General features: G+C 66.9%; 8 protein-coding genes and 2 pseudogenes. 5 read left to right on the top strand and 5 right to left on the bottom strand.

Annotation, left to right across the window (positions count from 1 at the left end):
- Positions 1 to 82: 82 nt before the first annotated feature.
- Entirely contained in the window at positions 83 to 1564 is a 1482-nt protein-coding gene (locus tag ACSNOG_RS20145) for an MFS transporter (RefSeq protein WP_436754064.1), read from the bottom strand.
- A gap of 366 nt (positions 1565 to 1930) precedes the next feature.
- On the opposite strand from ACSNOG_RS20145, the gene ACSNOG_RS20140 reads away from it, so the two are divergent.
- On the top strand, positions 1931 to 2185 hold the full coding sequence (locus ACSNOG_RS20140) for a hypothetical protein (protein ID WP_436754063.1): 255 nt from the start codon (positions 1931 to 1933) through the stop codon (positions 2183 to 2185).
- Positions 2186 to 3022: 837 nt separating this feature from the next.
- Here ACSNOG_RS20140 and ACSNOG_RS20135 read toward each other — a convergent pair.
- The 3 genes from ACSNOG_RS20135 to ACSNOG_RS20125 form a co-directional block, all read right to left on the bottom strand.
- Positions 3023 to 3184, bottom strand: coding sequence for a hypothetical protein (locus tag ACSNOG_RS20135; RefSeq protein WP_436754062.1), 162 nt, complete (start codon positions 3182 to 3184; stop codon positions 3023 to 3025).
- A gap of 326 nt (positions 3185 to 3510) precedes the next feature.
- The gene (locus tag ACSNOG_RS20130; RefSeq protein WP_436754061.1) at positions 3511 to 3897 is read right to left on the bottom strand and encodes a hypothetical protein; all 387 of its coding nucleotides are present in this window, start codon (positions 3895 to 3897) and stop codon (positions 3511 to 3513) included.
- 86 nt (positions 3898 to 3983) lie between these two features.
- Entirely contained in the window at positions 3984 to 6512 is a 2529-nt protein-coding gene (locus ACSNOG_RS20125) for a DNRLRE domain-containing protein (RefSeq protein WP_436754060.1), read from the bottom strand.
- A gap of 1164 nt (positions 6513 to 7676) precedes the next feature.
- Here ACSNOG_RS20125 and ACSNOG_RS20120 point away from each other — a divergent pair.
- Both ACSNOG_RS20120 and ACSNOG_RS20115 read left to right on the top strand, forming a co-directional pair.
- Complete coding sequence (locus ACSNOG_RS20120; RefSeq protein ID WP_436754059.1) at positions 7677 to 14198, top strand: polymorphic toxin-type HINT domain-containing protein; 6522 nt, start codon at positions 7677 to 7679, stop codon at positions 14196 to 14198.
- A 6-nt stretch (positions 14199 to 14204) separates the two neighbouring features.
- On the top strand, positions 14205 to 14840 hold the full coding sequence (locus ACSNOG_RS20115) for a hypothetical protein (protein WP_436754058.1): 636 nt from the start codon (positions 14205 to 14207) through the stop codon (positions 14838 to 14840).
- A 73-nt stretch (positions 14841 to 14913) separates the two neighbouring features.
- Here the strand turns inward: ACSNOG_RS20115 and ACSNOG_RS20110 are convergent.
- Positions 14914 to 15470 (bottom strand): annotated as a pseudogene (locus tag ACSNOG_RS20110) (site-specific integrase); the annotation flags it as partial.
- A gap of 338 nt (positions 15471 to 15808) precedes the next feature.
- Here ACSNOG_RS20110 and ACSNOG_RS20105 point away from each other — a divergent pair.
- Together ACSNOG_RS20105 and ACSNOG_RS20100 are read left to right on the top strand one after the other, a co-directional pair.
- Positions 15809 to 16054 carry a hypothetical protein gene (locus tag ACSNOG_RS20105; protein WP_436754057.1) on the top strand — a complete coding sequence of 82 codons (246 nt, stop codon included), beginning with the start codon at positions 15809 to 15811 and terminating at the stop codon, positions 16052 to 16054.
- Between the two features lie 990 nt (positions 16055 to 17044).
- Positions 17045 to 17899: pseudogene (locus tag ACSNOG_RS20100) on the top strand (hypothetical protein); the annotation flags it as partial.

Genomic DNA, 17899 nt, shown 5'->3' with positions numbered 1-17899 from the left:
ATCCGAAGGAAACGGCCCAGTCGAAGAAGCGCCGACATGGCCAAGATCCCCGACGCTGCCGGGGATCTTGGCCGCGGGTGGATCAGTCAGCCTGGTTGTTGGTGTGCTTGGGCAGGCAGAACATCAGCGCCCACATCAGGGCCAGGAGGCCGCCGACCCACCACAGCACGGTGACGAACGCGTCGCGGTTGACCGCGCCGTCGGGAGAGCCGCCGGTGCTGGCGAAGAACACCACGGCGGTCAGCGCGGTGCCCAGTGCGATGCCGAGGTGAATGGCGGTGTTGAACAAGCCCGAGGCCGAGCCGGCGTCCTCGTGCGAGACCGTGGCCAGCGACAAATCGGCGAGCGGGCCGGAGACCATGCCCAGGCCGAAGCCGATCAGCACCACCGGAGCGGTCATCGCCAGAAGGGACAGGTCGGCCTGGTGGCTGCCGATCTGGAGCCCGTAGGCGATCATCGCAACGGTCGCGATGAGGGCTCCGGCCTGCGGCAGACGGCGGGCGAAACGTCCGGCGGTCTTCGCCGCGACCGTCGCGCCGCCCAGCTCTCCCACGGAGAGCAGCACGAAGGCCAGGGCCGCGTAGAACGGGCTCATACCCAGTCCGCGCTGCAGGTACAGCGTCCAGGTCATGAAGAACAGGCCGCACAGCAGGCCGTGCAGCAGGTCCGTGGCCATGCCCCCGGAGAACTGCCTGACCCGGAAGAGGGACAGGGTCAGCAGCGGGGCGTTGCCCTGCCTGCGTCGCTGGTGGCGCAGGAAAACACCGAGGACAAGGACGCCGGCGGCGAGCATGACGAAGCACCACAGCGGCCATCCGTGGGCGTGGCCCTCGGTGAGCGGGAAGAGGATCAGGACGATGGCCAGGCTGGACAGCAGCATGCCGACCGCGTCAAGCCGGTCGGCCTTGCGGACGGTCGATTCGGGGATGAATGTGCGTCCGAGGAGGAGTACGGCCAGCCCGACGGGCACATTGACCAGGAAGATCGGCCGCCAGGACAGCCCGAACAGGTCGGCCTGGGTGAGCACGCCGCCCAGGACCGGGCCCAGGACGTTGGCGATGGCCAGGACTGCCCCGTACAGGCCGAACGCCTTGCTGCGGTTCTGGCCCTCGAAGGTGACGTGCATGGTCGCCAGGACCTGCGGGATCATTACGGCCACGCCGACCCCCTGGAGCAGGCGGGCGCCGATCAGCACGCCCGGGCCGGTGGCCAGACCGCACAGCAGCGAGGCGGCGGTGAACACGCCGGTGCCGATGAGCAGGATCCTGCGGCGGCCGTAGATGTCACCGAGCCGTCCGCCGGTGATCAGCCCGACGGCGACGGGCAGGGAATAGGCGGTGGTCAGCCACTGCACCGCGACCGGTCCGGCGCCGGTCGACTCCTGGATCGCGGGCAGGGCGGTCAGGACGACCGACTGGTCGAGCATGTTCATCAGCTCGGCGGTCAGCAGCACCAAGAGGGCCATCCAGGCCGCCAGAGCCATCTTTTTCGGGTGGTGAGGTGCTGAGTGGGTTGGGGTCTGGGTGGTGTGCTGCGGCTCGTTGCCGAGCTCGGTGGAAGACACGACGGGAAACTCCTGATCCAAAGGAACCGGGGAGCCCTGCCGACAGCCGCACCGGGGCCGGAAAACACCAAAGCCCGGGGCAGACGGCAGAGCTGCACCCGGGAAAGAAGACTGCGGGGATGGGTGACGCAACTCAGGCCAGCGCGACGTCCGCCCCCGGACACGTGCGACAACACAGCACGCGGGGAACACGGACGACTACATGGCCTGGTTAATAAGACGTCACCCCAAGATCGATACAGATGGAACGGGAAGTCCGGTCACTGCCACCGAAAAACGGCACAGGAACTGCTCCATGGTACAACCCCGGGGCCGGGAACCCCGATCGCGGTCTCCCTCGCCCCTGATCAGGCTTGACCAACTGCGATGGCGCAAACCGCCTCCGTCGAAGATCGAGAGATCTCATCGACGCTTGCGCCCCTACTCGACCATCCCGACGATGCCGGCGATCTATCCGCCGCCGACTGTGCCAGAGTTCTGCCCCGGCTGGCCGAGATCATCACGGACTGGGAGACCGTGGAAGGCGACCCCACGCTCGCGCGGCACATCGAGGACGCCCGACAGCTAGTGATTGTGATGGAGGTCTGCGTCGCCTCGAACGCCGAACTGCTCTTTGGGTGACCTTGAGGAGAACCCGGCTGCGAGGCGTGCAGCCTGGATGGGCCGTGTGGGATCTCGGATCCCGTGGCCGAATCTCAGGTGCGATGGCCAGTCCGTGGCTGACCGGCCTCGGGCGTGAGCTGCCTGCTCGGAGCCAGGCGGAGACGGGGATAGCGGTGCTGGCGGGCGAGCCGTCCGTATCACGGAGCTCCCGCTAGGAACCCGGTTACGTGAGCACCCCGGTCCACCAAGCGACGATGAGGCCGCCCGGCATGATGAGCAGTCCCGTGGTGAACATCCACGTGACCGCCGGAGTGGTGCGTGTGGCCAGCTTGCGGCAGAGCAACCGTGCCAGCGTGAAATAGAGGGCGAGAGGAATGAAGAGCAGTATAAAGCCGGCACCCACGACGTCACGCCCCTTCTGCGGGGCAGGAGTTGAGACCGGACTGGCGACTTCGGTACGCGGTGGTTTCCCTGATGCCTTGCCCTGGCATGAGCCACCCCCATTTTGAACGCGTTCAGTTCAGGGGTGGAGCATAGCTCTGGGCGTGCAGAGCAAGGAAGCCCACCCGCCGGAAACACCCGGCATCCTCCCGCTGGGCCCCTGCAGCAGATCGGGACACGGCTGTGAGACCGGGCAGATGGGACAAGGGCGAGACATCCGACGTAGTTGCAGGTCGCAGCACTGCTTCGGGACGCGAGCCGCGAGAACCTACAACGGTAGTGGTCGACCGGCCCCGGGCGGCCGCCGCGGTGACGCCACGCCAGCGCCCGGGCGCTCGTCAATCGCCGACGAGCACAGCGTCCACGGCGGGCCGAGCCCGGCACACAGCCGCTCAAGGGCTGCAGCCTCTCCCGTTAGGGCAGCGGCATCAGGTCGAGCTCGCCCAGGTGCGGCAGGTCGAAGGCCACGACGTGCGCCGGCGTGGTCGCTGCGAGCCGGGCGGCCGCGGCGGCGCCGCCGCGCAGGCGCTGCTGGAGGAGGTCGAAGGCGGCACGCGGCTTCCGCAGCAGCGGCATTCGTGCTCTTCCACAGCGGGGGCCGCACCGGTGGTGAGGTCCACCGTCGGCTCATCGGCGTCCGGTTCGGGCCCGGACCAGGCCGGGCTCACCGAGCGGGACCGCTTGCCGCTCCACATCATCGAGCGGGCACGGGCACGGGCACGGCGGGTGATGCAGCCCGAACACCGCCAGGTCCGGCGTCTCCCACCAACGGCGCCTGCGCGGGTGTGGCCGACCCAAGGCCGTCCTCACGCTGCGCGCCCGGGAACGGTGACCTCCCGTGAGGCGGCCTGGTGAACGGGCGGGCGGTGCCCCCGGCCCGCAATGTGACCGGGGGCGCGGGGTCAGCGGGGACCGTCCTGACCGGTGGGCGAGGGGGCGATGCAGGTGGCGGTGCCGAATTCGCCCCGCGCGGTGGCGCGCTTGACCTCCTTGCCGTCCACGGAGATCGCGCAGTCGGCTCTGCCGCCCTTCTGACCGAGGATCAGGCTGATATGCGGTGAGGTGGCGATGCCCTTCATAGTGACCCTTTTCCTCCACGGCAGGGAAGGCTCGTCGACCGACCGGGAGGACGGACCCCTCCCGGTATCGTCCCCGAAGGTCATCGTCTTGACGGAGTCGCCCGTGACCTCGTAGACGACTGTGAACTCCTTTCTGTCCTGCTTCGCGACCGGGTCCTCGGTGTCGTTATCCGCTGAGGAGCATCCGGCGGTGAGGAGCAGCGCCAGCACGGGGCCTATCGCGGTACGCCGAGCTGCTGCTGAGCGGCCGTGCGGCCGGCTGTTGCGGCTTCTTCGGGGTGAGTGGTGACCGGACATCAAGTGATCGCCTTGATGGCTTGCCAGCCGCCGGAGCCGACAGTCACGGGCTTCCCGTCGCGACCGTTCTCCGTCGGATAGAAGAGCAGGGTGCCGGTTCCCTCGGCGGTGGTGGCCCACAGGTCGGGGACACCGTCGCCGTTGGCGTCGCCGGGCATGGCGAGCAAGGGCCGGTTGGTGCTGTTCCAGGCCCGTGCGCCGTAGACGGTCGTGGTCCCGCTCACGAGGCTCGCTGGGTCGATGCCGCCGTCCTCACCCGGAGCGCCGTGGTGGGCGACGAGTTGCCCGGTGGCGTTGTCCCGGGTCACCAAGTCGGGAAGACCGTCACCCGACAGGTCGCCGGGGGCGAGGAAGTCGAGGCGGCCCCAGCCGGAGTCGGCCACGGGGTGGCTGTCGTTGATGTAGCCCCCCGGGTGCACGGCGAGGAACCACAGGCTGTCGCCGACACGAGCGAGGAGGTCGGGCACACCGTCGCCGGTAGCGTCCCCGAGGGAGACGATCCGGCTGATCTTCGCAGGGTCGAAGGCCGGGGAGTCGCTGAGCGAAGGGGACGTCCCCACCTCTTCGGGCTCCTGCGGCCCGGGGGGCTCCTGCCGGCTGGTGAACTGGCGCAGCTCCTGCCGGTTGTCGGTGTCGACGGCTCCGAATCCGGTGTTCTCGTAGATCCAGAGTTTGCCGTCAGGATGCCGGGCGATCAGGTCCTCGTAGCCGTCGTCGGTGAAGTCACCGCGACGGGTGATCAGTGTGTCCTCGAACCCGCTTTCGGCAACGACCGTCATCGGGCCGAACACGCCGTTGCCCGTGCTCGGATAGACGCGCAGCCGTTCTTGGCCGTCGACGGCCCACAGGTCGGGGGCGCCGTCGCCGTTGAGGTCGCCGGGCTTGTCCTTCACCCCGGTACTCGCGGCGTAGAAGAGGTACGTGCCGGTGTCGGAGCGGTTGCCTGCGGCGTCCTCGCTGTACGCGTACAGGATGTGAGGGCCGGGGTTGGGCGGGGTGAACGACACCTCCACGGAGCCGCCCGGCTTCGCGGGCTTGGACGAGCTCGTGGGGTTCTTCTGGTTGAAGCCGTAGACGTACTTCACGACGTCCTTGACCCCGCCGTTGCCGAGTGTGAAGCTGCCGGCGGTGCGGGCGGGGGCCCCGATGGTGCCGTCGTCACCGTTGGGGTACTGCTTGGACGCGGCCTCGGGCGGCGTGCTCGGACGGGACTTGTCCGCGGTGAACCGGCAGGGCTTGTCGGGCTTCCATGACGAAGTGGCGCGTCCGTCGTCGGCTCGTACCTGCCAGGAATACGTGACGCCGTCCTTGAGGACGGCCTTGGGAATCTTCACCTTCCCGACGCTGCCGCTGGTCACGGAGATGGTCTGGTTGAACACAGGAGGGTCGCCCTCCTTGGCCCACATGTTGAAGCGGGCCTTGACCGTGCCGCCGTCCGGGTCGGAGATCTTCGCGTGGAGCTGGACGTCGGTGTTCCCGATCTTCGCCGTCGAGCCGGCGTCGCACGGGACGGAGGGGTTGCTGCCGTACGCGGTGGGGTTGGCGGGGGTCCGGTTGTATTCGACGATCAGGGTGGGGTCGCTCTTGAACTTCTTCCACTCGTTGATGTCGGACTCGTGCGTGGCTCTGAGGCCGAGTGTGATGTTCGGCCACTTGTTCTGCGCCGCCTCCGTGGCCAGCGCCTTCACGTTGAAGTCCACGCCTTTGTCCGCGCAGCCGAAGGCTTCGTTGCCGTGCGAGAAGTTCAGCGTCTGCACGCGCTTGATCCACCGGGGCTGGTGGTTCCAGGTCGTCCCGGAGGAGATGCTGCCGGTGTCCCAGAGCTCCACGGGTTGCGCCGTACATGACCAGGAGTGGATGTTCACGATGTTGAACTGGGCGTCGATGACCTCGACGCCGGCGAGGGCTTTGGAGTCCATCCGGAAGAACGAACGGGCCGTTCCACCGGTCTCGCCCTCGTGGCCGATCCGGGCTTCCGAGGTGCTCTTTCCTTTGCCGCCCCAGCCGGTCCCGTTCCAGAAGGAGGAGTCCGGGGCAGGCTTGTAGGCCATGGTCCACGCCTGGCGTTTGCCGCCGAACCTGGGGTCGATGTAGACGGGGTACGTGGTCTCCTTCCCCTGCAGCAGCGAGGTATCCGGCGTCAGGGTCAGGGCGCCGTCGGTGTAGGCCAGCCCCACGTCGGCGTGTTTGCCGCCGGGTGCGAGGTCATCGGCCGTCTCCGCCGAACCCTGCGAGGCTGGCCCCATGGGGGCGCGCGGCCCTGCGGCCCGGCCGGCGCCGCCGACGGGCGGTTGCGGGGTGGTGCCCGAGGAGTCCCACATGCGAGGTGTGGACGAGGCGAAGAGCTCCTGGCCGGCGGGGTCGAGCGCGCGCACCGTGCCTGCCTGCGCGTTCTCCTCGATGCGCAGCCCCTTGGCGTGGAGCCCCAGCCTGACCTTCTGCAGAGCGGGGTTCTTCGCCGCTTCGGAGTTTTTGACCACGAGCACCTGGGCGATGGTCTCGGTGGTGGCGCGGACCTTCAGGTCCACACCGGGAAGCACCTCCGGATAGGTTGCCTCGTTGGCGTCGAGAGAGGGCGCCGGAAGCCGGGTGGGCCACGTGATCGCCAGCGTACGACCGTGCTCGGTCAGGATTGCGAGGGTGTCGTCGCCCCCTCCGGCGGAGAAAGTGGCATCGAGAGTCACGGCCCTGGGCGCGATCCGGCCGTTCCGCTTTTCCAAGGTGGCATCCACCGGAACGAGCTTTCCGGCCTTGCGTACGCGTATGGGCTGGGAATGCTGGGTCAGCGTAAACGTTCCGGTTGGGTTGGCGGTCACTTCCTGGGTCTCGGTGCGCAGTGAAGTGACTTCAACGGGCTTTCCCGTGCGTTGTGCCTGAGTTGCTGCCTCGGCCTCCCTGTGTGGATCAAGGCTGGATATCGACCTCGACCCCTTTTCGGAGTCCGGTAATCCGGATGCGAACGCGGCGGGTAGTGGGCCGATGCAGGCTGCCCCGACCAGGAGCGCCAGCGCTCCTGCCGCAGCGCGGGGTCTGTGCGGCCGGGAGCGGCCGCCTGTCTTTATCACCAAATATCCTCTCGTAAACAGTGTGCATTTGGACGGGTTGCTCACTGATGCCGGACAAGGCGAGATGCGTCACTTCAGTGGCGCAGATACCAACAAAGCACCTTTGAGGAGACCTTGTCGATACGTTGTTCGATGATGTACAACAACTCACGTTGCTTCCATAGGCTTTAGGAGTCACTGGTGTCTGTGTTACGCGCATGGTGGCCGAGACGGAGGAAGTGGAGATCGACCGTCGGCGTGGTCTTTCTCTCCTTACTCGTGTCACTTATAGGTGCCTCTCCACCGGCCTGGGCCGAACACCCCCGGCCCCACCTGCCCAAGCTCCAGCAGGAAACCCCCGTCAAGGGCAAAGAGTTCATGGGCAAGCGGGTGAACAGGGATAATCCCGCGGACAAAGCGTGGAAGGCCCCCTCGTCCACGGCGCCCCGCAACGGCCGTGAGAAGGTTGACTTCACGTCGGCCACGTCTTCCCAGGGCGGCCGCGCCGGTCTTGTGAAGGCCGGGAGCCTTCCCGTCTCCGTGGCTCCCGCGGCTTCGAACCCCGCCGTCACCACTTCCCTGACAGGCGCGGAGGTAGAGGTTCTCGACGACCGGGCGAGCAAAGAACTCGGTGCTCAGGGTCCGGTCGTGAAGATCACGGGGATCGAGGGGAACGCCCCGGCTCCCGGAGCGAAGCACACCTCCGGGCAAACCGACGCCGCCCGGGACGGCAAGCGGGCTCCGCCACAACCGGTGGACGTCACCCTCGACTACTCCGCCTACGCCCAGCGATTCGGTGGTGACTGGGGTTCCCGGCTGCGCCTCGTGCAGCTCCCGGACTGCGCCTCCTCCGAGCCCGGCCGCGCCGACTGCACCGGCGGCGCTCCACTCACCGGCACGAACGACGCCGCCAAGCAGCGGCTGACCGCCAAGGTCCCCCTCGCGGCAGGCCGGCCCCTCATGCTCACTGTGGCGGCCGAAGGTTCCGGATCCGCCGGCAGCTACGAGGCCACGTCGCTCTCCCCCTCCGGCTCGTGGGCCGCAGGCGGGCACGCGGGCGGATTCTCGTGGAGCCACCCGCTCGAGAGCCCCGACGTACCGGCCGGACCGGAGCCGGAGGTCAAGCTCAGCTACTCCTCGCAGGCCGTCGACGGCCGCACCGCCTCCACGAACAACCAGTCCTCCTGGATCGGAGAAGGCTGGGACTACCACCCCGGATTCGTCGAGCGCCGCTACAAGCCGTGCTCCAAGGACATGGGCAGTGGCGCCAACAACAAGGCGAAGACCGGCGATCTGTGCTGGTTCGACGACAGCCTCACCCTCTCCCTCGACGGTGCCAGCAACGAACTGGTGAAGGACGAGAAGAGCGGTGAGTGGAAGCTCGCCGACGACGACGGTGCCCGTATCGAACTGAAGAAGGGCGCCTCCAACGGCGACAACGACGGCGAGCACTGGGTACTCACGACCAGGGACGGTACGCAGTACTGGTTCGGCGTGAACCGGCTGCCGGGCTGGGCCTCGGGCAAGGCGGAGACCGACTCCACCCTGACCGTCCCGGTCTTCGGCAACCACTCCGGTGAGCCCTGCCACGAGGACACTTTCGACAAGTCCGGCTGCACCCAGGCATGGCGCTGGAACCTCGACTACGTCGTCGACCCGCACGGCAACGCCATGAGCCTGTGGTGGGAGAAGGAGACCAACCACTACGGCCGGCTCGGCAAGGGCGACAAGCCCGCCGGCTACGACCGTGCCGGCTCCCTGGCCCGCATCGACTACGGTCAGCGGAGCGACTCCCTCTTCTCTGCCAAGGCCGCCGCCCGCGTGCACTTCACCACCGCCGAGCGCTGTCTTGCGTCCAAGGAATTCGACTGCGCCCCGGCGAAGCTGAACAAACAGAACGCCAAGAACTGGCCCGACGTCCCGTTCGACCTCAAATGCGACATCACGGCCAAGGAAAAGTGCGCCTACAAGCTCGCCCCGAGCTTCTGGTCCACCAAGCGCCTGACCAAGATCACTACCGAGGCGCTGGTGGGTGATGCCTACAGCAAGGCCGACACCTGGGAGCTGACCCATCAGTTCCCGAACACCGACGCCACCAGCCCGGCACTGTGGCTGGCCTCCGTCACCCGCACCGGGCACACCGGCGGAACGGACACCTCGCTGCCGCCCGTAACCTTCCGCGGCGAGATGCTGGACAACCGCGTCGACGGCTACGAGGGCCTGCCCCCGTTCGCCCGCTACCGCGTAAGGGCAGTCGACACCGAGCACGGTGCCACCATCGGCGTCACGTACTCACCTCGCGAGTGCTCCGCCATGCCGGGCAACGTCAAACTGCCCACGCCGCACGAGAACGGCATGCGGTGCTACCCGCTTTCCTGGACCCCTTCCTGGGCCGACAAGCCCGTCAAGGACTGGTTCCACAAGTACGTGGTCACGCAGGTCCGCGAGGAGGACAACGTCACCGACGCGCTGCCGAAGGTGACCTCATACCAGTACCTGGGCGCGCCTGCCTGGGCCTGGGACGACAGCGAGCTGACCGACCCGAAGGAACGCACCTGGAGCCAGTACCGCGGCTACTCGCGGGTCCGGACCCTCACCGGTCGCGGTGACGACGGCAAACGGGCGATGTCGGAGTCTCTGTACTTCCAGGGCATGGACGGCGACCCGCTGCCCGACGGTAAGAAGCGCAGCGCCGAGATCGTCGACTCGGAAGGCGGCAGGACGCCCGACCTTCCCCAGTACTCCGGCCAGCTCCGGGAAGACGTGAAGTTCCAGGACGAGGGCGGCGAGGTCGAATCAGCCACCAGGCTGACCACCCGCTCCGACATCACCGCCACCCGGAATCGTGCGGGCACCACACCGATCCACGCCCGGATGGGCCACCCCGAGACCACCGAGGAGCGCCAACGGAGAGCGGACGGCGGCTGGCAGCGCACCAAGGAAGTCGCCTCCTATGACGAATTCGGCCTCCCGACCCGCACCCACGACTTCGGGGACATCGACGACCCGGACGATGACGCCTGCTCGACCGTGACCTACGCGAGGAACACCGACAAGTGGATCCTCGACCTGGAGTCCCAGGAGACGACGGTCACCGGCGCCTGCGACCACTCCGGCGGCACGCCCGTGTCCGACACCCGCACCTCCTACGACGGCAAGGGCTTCGGGCAGGCACCCTCCAAGGGCGACGTCACCACCGTCGAGGAAATGACCGGTGACGGCAAGGGCTACCAGGTCACCGAGCGCTCGGAGCACGACGCGTACGGCCGGCCCGTCGCCCACTGGGACGCGAGCGGCAACAAGACAACCACCAGCTACACGCCCGCTTTCGGCGCCATACCGGTCAAGACTGTCGTCACCAACCCGCTTGGTCACACGCACACCCTTCACGCCGATCCCGCCCGCGGCAGCACCACGTCCGAGACCGACACGAACGGCCGGCGAAAGGACATGGTCTACGACGGCCTGGGCCGGCTGACGCAGCTGTGGGATATCAACCGCAGCAAGGCCGACGGGAAGACCCCGAGCTCCGAATTCGCCTACGACGTCAGCAAGACGAGGCCGTCCACGACCTCGACGCGCTCACTGAAGGAGAACGGCTCCTACTCCACCGCCGTGGAAATCTTCGACGGCATGTTGCGCAAGCGGCAGACACAGGATCCGGGCGTGGGCGGTGGCCGGGTCATCAGCGACACCATTCACGACACCCATGGCAGGGTCACCAAGAGCAACGACTCCTACTTCGCCGAAGGCGATGTGAGCGAGAAGCTCCTGCTGGTCGCCGACAACAAGGTCCCGCACCAGACAGTGGCGACCCACGACGGTCTCGACCGCCTGGTGAAGACGGTCACGCGCCGGTACGGCGACGACCAGGACGCCGTCACGGCCGAATACAAGGGCAACGAGTCCACGGTCTTCCCGGCCAAGGGCGACACCGTCCAGACGACCTTCACCGACAGTGAGGGACGCACCACCAAACTGCGGGAGTACCTGAACGCCGACCGCAGCAAGCACCAGGACACCACCTACGCGTACAACCACAAGGGCCAGCTGACCAAGGTCACCGACCCCGACGGCAACGCCTGGACCTTCGAGTACGACGCCCGAGGACGGCAGATCAAGGCCACGGACCCGGACAAGGGCACGACGACCACGACGTACGACAAGGAAGACCGTCCCGTCACCGTCACCGACGCCCGGGGCAAGAAGCTGGCCACCACCTACGACGCCCTCGATCGCCCCACGTCCTTGAGGGAAGGCTCCGCCGACGGGCCCCGGCTCGCCGAATGGACCTATGACACCATCCTCAAGGGACTGCCGACGGCCTCCATCCGTCACCACGACGGCAGGGAGTACCGCACCGAGGTCACGGGCTACAACCAGGCCTACCAGCCCACCGGCTCGAAGCTGGTCATCCCCGCCGCCGAGGGCAAGCTCGCCGGCACCTACACCTCCGAGGCCGACTACCTGCCCAACACCGGCCTGCCGGCCTGGACCGAGCTGCCCGCAGCCGGCCCACTGAAGAAGGAACGGCTGGTCACCCGCTACAACAGCGACGACCTGCCCACCACCCTGGCCGGGTTCTCCACCTACGCCTCCAACCTGCAGTACTCCGCGTCCGGTGAACTGCTGCGCAGCGAAGCGGGCATGGCAGGGAAGAAGGTGTACTCGACCGCGTTCTACGACGAGCACACCCGCAGGCTCTCGCGCACCGTCCACGACCGCGACAGCAAGGACGCAGCCTCCGGGCGAATCGACGACATCAACTACACCTACGACCCGGCCGGCAACGTCACCAGGATCGCCCGGACACCCGGCGCGGCCATGCCCGACGCCGGACAGACCGACACCCAGTGCTTCGCCTACGACGCACTGCGCCGGATGACCGGTGCCTGGACCGCAACCGACGAGTGCAAGGCACCGCCGTCGAAGGAAACGGTCGGTGGCCCGCAGCCCTACTGGCAGACCTACGGCTACGACGCCGTGGGCAACCGGACGCAACTCGTCGAGCACGACACCACGGGCGACCCGAGCAAGGACACCACCCGTGACTACAGCTACCCGGGGCCCGGCAAGGACCAGCCCCGCGCACTGACCAAGGTCGCCTCCAAGGGACCCGGCGGAACGTCGGTGAGCACGTACGCCTACGACTCCGCCGGCAACATGACCATCCGCCAGGTGGGCGGGAACGTCCAGACCATGTCCTACGACACCGAGGGCCGGCTGGCCAAGATCTCGGAGAGCGGCAAGGACACCGAGAACGTCTACGACGCGGAGGGCAACCGCCTCATCCACCGTGGTGCCAACGGGGAAGCGACCCTTTACCTCGGCGACACCGAACTGACGGTGAACGCCGCGGGCAAACTGTCCGCCACCCGCCACTACTCGCACCCCGGTGGCAACACCGTCCGCACGGCTGAAGAAGGCGACGGCACCGACGGGCAGGGACGGCAGACGCTGCTCCTCACCGACCACCACGGAAGCGCCTACACCTCCGTGGGCCTGGACATGGAAGGGCTGCCCGTTCAGCGCCGGCTCCTGGCGCCGTTCGGCGAGGAGCGCGGCGCCAAGCCGAGCAACTGGCCCGACAAGCGAGGCTTCGTCGGAGGCCGCACCGACGACGGCACAGGGCTCACGCAGCTCGGCGCTCGCGAATACGATCCGACGACCGGCCGCTTCATCTCCGTGGACCCCGTCATCGACTTCGGGAACCCCCAGCAGATGAACCCGTACGCCTACGCCAACAACGCTCCGGCAACCGAGTCCGACCCCGACGGCGAGTTCTTCCCCGCCCTGATCGCGGGAGCGGCTGCGGCCGCCCGCGCCTACCGCGCGTACAAGGCCTACCAGGCGGCTCAGCGGCTCAAGAGGGCCGCCGAGCTCGCGGAGAAGGCCCGCAAGGCCAGGGAAGCGGCGGCGAAGGCCAAAAGGGCGAAGCAGCTCAAGGAAGCCGCCGAGAAGGCGAAGAAGGCAAAGGCGGAGCGGCAGAAGAAGGAAGCCCTGGCGAAGGCCAAGGCGGAGAAGGAGCGCAAGGCCAAGGCCGAAGCGGCGAAGAAGGCCAAGGAGAAAGCAGCGGCCAAGCAGCGCCCCAAGCCCAGCGCGAAGCCGCAGCAGCGCCCCAAACCGAGTGCGAAACCGCAGGCGCGCCCCAAGCAGATACCGAAGCCCAAGGAAGCGCGGCCGCAGGGGTCGAAGCAGTTCAAGCAGCACGTCAAACGCGAGGCCAAGGAACAGGTCAAGGAACACATCAAGGAATCGGCGCAGCAGAAGGTCTGCGAGGCCAACAGCTTCGTGCCCGGCACGCCGGTCCTCATGGCCGACGGCAGTCGCAAGCCGATCGAGCAGGTCCAGACCGGTGACAAGGTCCAGGCGACCGACCCGGAAACGGGCGAGACCAAGGCCGAGCCGGTAGTCGCCACGATCATCGGCGACGGCTCCAAGGACCTGGTCCGCGTGACGGTCCGCCTGAACGCCGGCGACGACACCACCGGTTCGCCGACGGAAACCGGCACGCTGATCGCCACCGAGGGCCACCCGTTCTGGGTCCCGGACCTGAAGAAATGGGTCGACGCGGGCGACCTCCGCCCCGGCCAGTGGCTCAGGACGAGCGCCGGCACGTGGGTCCAGGTGGCGGCGGTATCGGCGTGGACCCAGAACGCAAGGGTCCACAACCTCACGGTCGAGAGCACGCACACGTACTATGTGCTGGCGGGGGCCGCGCCGGTCCTGGTTCACAACTGTGGTCCCGGCGTTGCGACTGAAGACGATGCAATGCTCGCACTTGGCCGTGCAGAAGAACTGCAAGCCTCGCGGAATGACTACTTCATGGCAGACGTGAAGGGCACTACGGCGGTAATTGGTGTCTTTAACTCCAAGACGAAGGCGTTCACCACCCGCATTGGAATCAATGGAGGTGGAGCTATGCCTTCCGGTTGGACGCTGAGGCCGGGAGAAGAGTTCGTGCAGGCTGCCGGGCATGCCGAAGAAGGGATCCTTAAGAGTTTGGGCCCCAATGAGCATGCCGTGTTCGGTGCGGCCTCAAGGAATTTCTGTGTCTCCATCTGTTCACCCATGCTGAATGTTCGTGGGATAACAGTGGGAGGTGCCGGGATACGTGGTCATTCCGCACAGAACTCACCGTTCACGATCTTCTGGGCCACTGGAGGCTAGAGAGACATGGGGATTTCGCCGGAACTACAGGCAATCTCGAATGCTTCGGACCCTGAACTGGTGCTGATCTGTGCCGCAACGGCGGAGCGGGGTGCCGTCTTCTGCCGAGCCCTCGGCCGGTCAGAGCAGTCTGAGTGGGTCGATGCCTCGCTCGGGCTTGTCTGGGCGGCGGCTGCTGGGGATTCCGTGCAGGATGACTGCGCTGAGGCGCTGGATGAGTTGGAGATGGAATCTCAGGATGACGAGGATGATTCCTCTCGCCCCGAGTTCTATGTGGCCCAATCCGTGGCGTTGGCCGGAAACGCTCTCGCGGTTTCATTGAGGCCATCCGCCGCAAAGGCCGAGATGGCCGTGAACACGATCAGGTCGCTGCTCTCCATGCTCGATTTCAAGGTAGGGGGAGAGAAGCCGGTGGTCGTGAGACATGGAGACCCTTCCCCTCCACCGGGGCCTCTCGTTCAAATGGAGATCGACGCAGAGCGTGAAGTGCTTGACCTCCTTGCTGGCGAGGCGGTGACCTCTGGGCAAGGGGAACCTCGCGCCTCGGCTGTGAATCGAATCCAGGCAACATCGGCCGAATTTAGTGGGAGGCTAGCGCCTTTCATTGAAGAAGTTGCCGCGCTTAGCAACTGGGAACTATAGAGGCGTGCTGAACTGTCTAAGCCCCGCCAGCAAGGACGCTGGCGGGGCTTAGACGGCAACGCTGACGGCAGCGTCAGCGGACGCGTGCGGCGGAAGGTGGGTCGCCAGAGTCGTCGTTCTCGGTGTTGAGCGCGTTGTTGAGGGTGTCGATGGCTTGGTGTTGGAGGCGGAGCCGTACGTGGGCGTAGACGCTGGCTGTGACGCCGGTGTGAGCGTGGCCGAGCAGCTCCTTGATGACCACCAGGTCGACGCCCTGTTCCAGGAGCAGGGTGGCCGTCGAGTGCCGGAGGTCGTGGAAGCGGATGCGGCGTAGCCCGGCCCGATTGAGGAGTCCGCGGAAGTGTCGGGTGATGTTGGCGGGGTCGAGGGGGCCGCCCGCCGTCGTGGTGAAGACGAGACCGGAGGTCTTCCAGTCCGCCCCTGCCCCTTCTCGCTCTTCTTTCTGTCGTTCCCAGTGGCCGTTCAACGCGCGGATGCACTCGGTCGGGAGGGCGATGCGGCGTTCAGACGCTCGGGTCTTGGTGGGGAGGTGGGTGAGGCCGGCGCTGCGGGTGCGCTGGAGAGATCGGCAGACGCTCGCAGTCCCGCCGTCGAGGTCGAGGGGTCCGCCCAGCGGAGGCCGAGGAGTTCACATCAAGGCGAATGGGCTCAGCGGCGACGCGGCTCGCGCGTATTCTCGCGGCAGATCTGTGGGGAAGCCGGAGTATTTGTTTACCTATCGAGTGAGTCCCGGCGATTCGGACACGCTCAGCGCTGCTGCGACATTCGGTGGAAGTCGCACCGGCCGCGGCGATCGCCCGGCCATTCTCATCTTCCGTATGTGCAAGTGCACGTATGATCGGCTGACGGCAGAAGGTACATAACGACGCGGATCACTGACGAGATGAGTGGGAGGGTCGAGCACATTTTCGGCCCGGGAGCGTTGCCGCATCTGCAGCAGATCTATCGCAGGAACCTGTGATCTTTGTGTGACCGTGGAAGCGATAGGTGGTGACGTTCGCATGGTCGATCCCGCAGAGTGCCACAAGGCTATTCCTGGCGTTCAAGAGAATTTGCGTAAATTTGAACGCGCCTTCGGGAAGGTTCGCATGACTCATAGAGGGCGCCCGGTGGGTGAAATTCGGCAAGCCCTCCTGGAAGAATTCGAATCCGAGGGGTTGACCGTGTGGAGCGAAGTCACGGATGACGCGGCTTGGCGCATTGCCGAAGAGTAGGTGGATGAGACCTAAAATCTCCCATGTAACCTGTGTCGGCTTTGTGGGTTGCGAAAGTAGACCTGGATCCCTGCCAGGTGTGACTGGTGGGGATCCAGAGGAGCTTGACGGTAGTAGTTGACGGCAACGGCGGCGAACACCAGGGGTGTTCGCCGCCGTTGCCGTGCTTCAGGTGATGCTGAGGGCGCTGTCAGGGGCGTCCCGCTGACGCGAGCCGCCGCGCACCAGCGGCCGGTGACCGCCCCCCGCTCCTGTATAGCCGCCCGCTGGCGACGGCACCGCCGACCTCTCGTCGCGCAGAGCCCGGGGAGCGTGACCCGCACGCGCCCGGTGCCGGACCACCAATCGGAAGCCCTGTCCCGACTGCTTCGCAGCAGACCGGCCGGGCCCTGAGAGGCCGCTCGGCGGGCTCGCACTGCCCTGGACGCCCATGGTTGCTGCCTGGCTGGGGGCCGTGTCGATGGAAAGAACTAGGCTGATGCCGCAGTTCGCCCGTAGGCGGGTGCGCGGTGCGGAACCCGGTGGGCAGGGCACAGGACGGCCGAGGAGTGACCAATCTCGGGCCCGGCTGCTCCTGTTACTGCCTGCCCGGGCGATGCCAAGCTCCGCTCGCACGCCGACCCCGACCGGTCGCCGGCGGCCACCCAGCCAGCCAGAGTAAACGCAACATGCGTCCCGGCAATCGGGGATAAGGGAAACACCCACCTGCGCGCGATGCGTCACACCCCACCACCCGGATTCCCGCTGATCGGCGGAGGTTTCCCTGTGTCCCCTACGAAGGGATACAGGGAAACCCTTCCCTCGGGCAACCGGGCGGCGTGAACTGGCGAGGCCGATAGAGCGGTAGCCGGTGCGCGCCCGCGGTGGTGACGGGGGTGCAGGTCCTCGGTGCCGCCGCGCGGTCGTCCGCACGGCCATCCATTCTCGGCCGGGCAGAACATCTGCCCTTCCCTTATCGACGGCGCCCAACGGCCCTCTCAGGAGATTCCCTTGTCTAAAAACGCTTACCTCCGCACGTCCGCCGTGAGCCTCGCGCTTCTCTGCTCGCTGTCAGGCGTCGTTCTCGCCTCGGCACCCACGGCCGGCGCCGCCCCCGCGGTCACGGGCGCGGCTGCTGATGACGAGCCGGCGGACGGGGGCTACGGCGAGCAGGGCCCCGAGCAAGTGGTGGGGGATGAGAACGACGGCTTCGAGTTCTTCCCCGTCGCCGCGGCCAGCAAGGAGGCCCCGAGAATCACGAGAAGCGAGACGATCAAACGGGCCCAGTCCTGGGTGGGCAAGGGCATCGTGTACAGCGGTTCGGGCTCCTACAAGGGCCACCGCACGGACTGTTCCGGGTATGTCTCCATGGCCTGGCACTTGTCCACCGACATGACCACCGACACCTACGGCCCCAACGGCGTGACCGAGAAGATCAAGAAGAGTGATCTCAAGGCCGGTGACGCGCTGCTGAATCCCAAGTCGGGCCGATACGGCCATGTGGTCCTCTTCGAGAAGTGGGCGAACGCCGACCACACCAAGTACGTGGGCTACGAGCTCAGCGGCAGCGGAAACGTGCAGCACCACGAGCTGCCCTACCCCTACTGGCCGGGCCGCGACACCGGCAGCTACTACCCCGTCCACAACAAGTCCGTCGTCGACGATGTGCAGTTGCCCGCCGACCCGGGAATGACCGAGATATCCGCCGGTGACTTCACCCGCGACGGCAAGAAGGACTTGGTGGCGGTTCAGGTCTCCACCGGCAAACTCTTCCTCTACCCGGGCACCGGTAAGTCCGGTCTGGACACCTTCGGTGACCGGGTGGAGATCGGTTCCGGTGCCTGGAACGGCATGCGCAACCTCACC

It is taken from the genome of Streptomyces sp. URMC 124, assembly GCF_051386455.1.
In the GTDB taxonomy this organism is placed as follows: Bacteria; Actinomycetota; Actinomycetes; order Streptomycetales; family Streptomycetaceae; genus Streptomyces.
The sequence above is the reverse complement of the archived record's forward strand: the minus strand, read 5'-3'. Positions and strand labels throughout refer to the sequence as shown.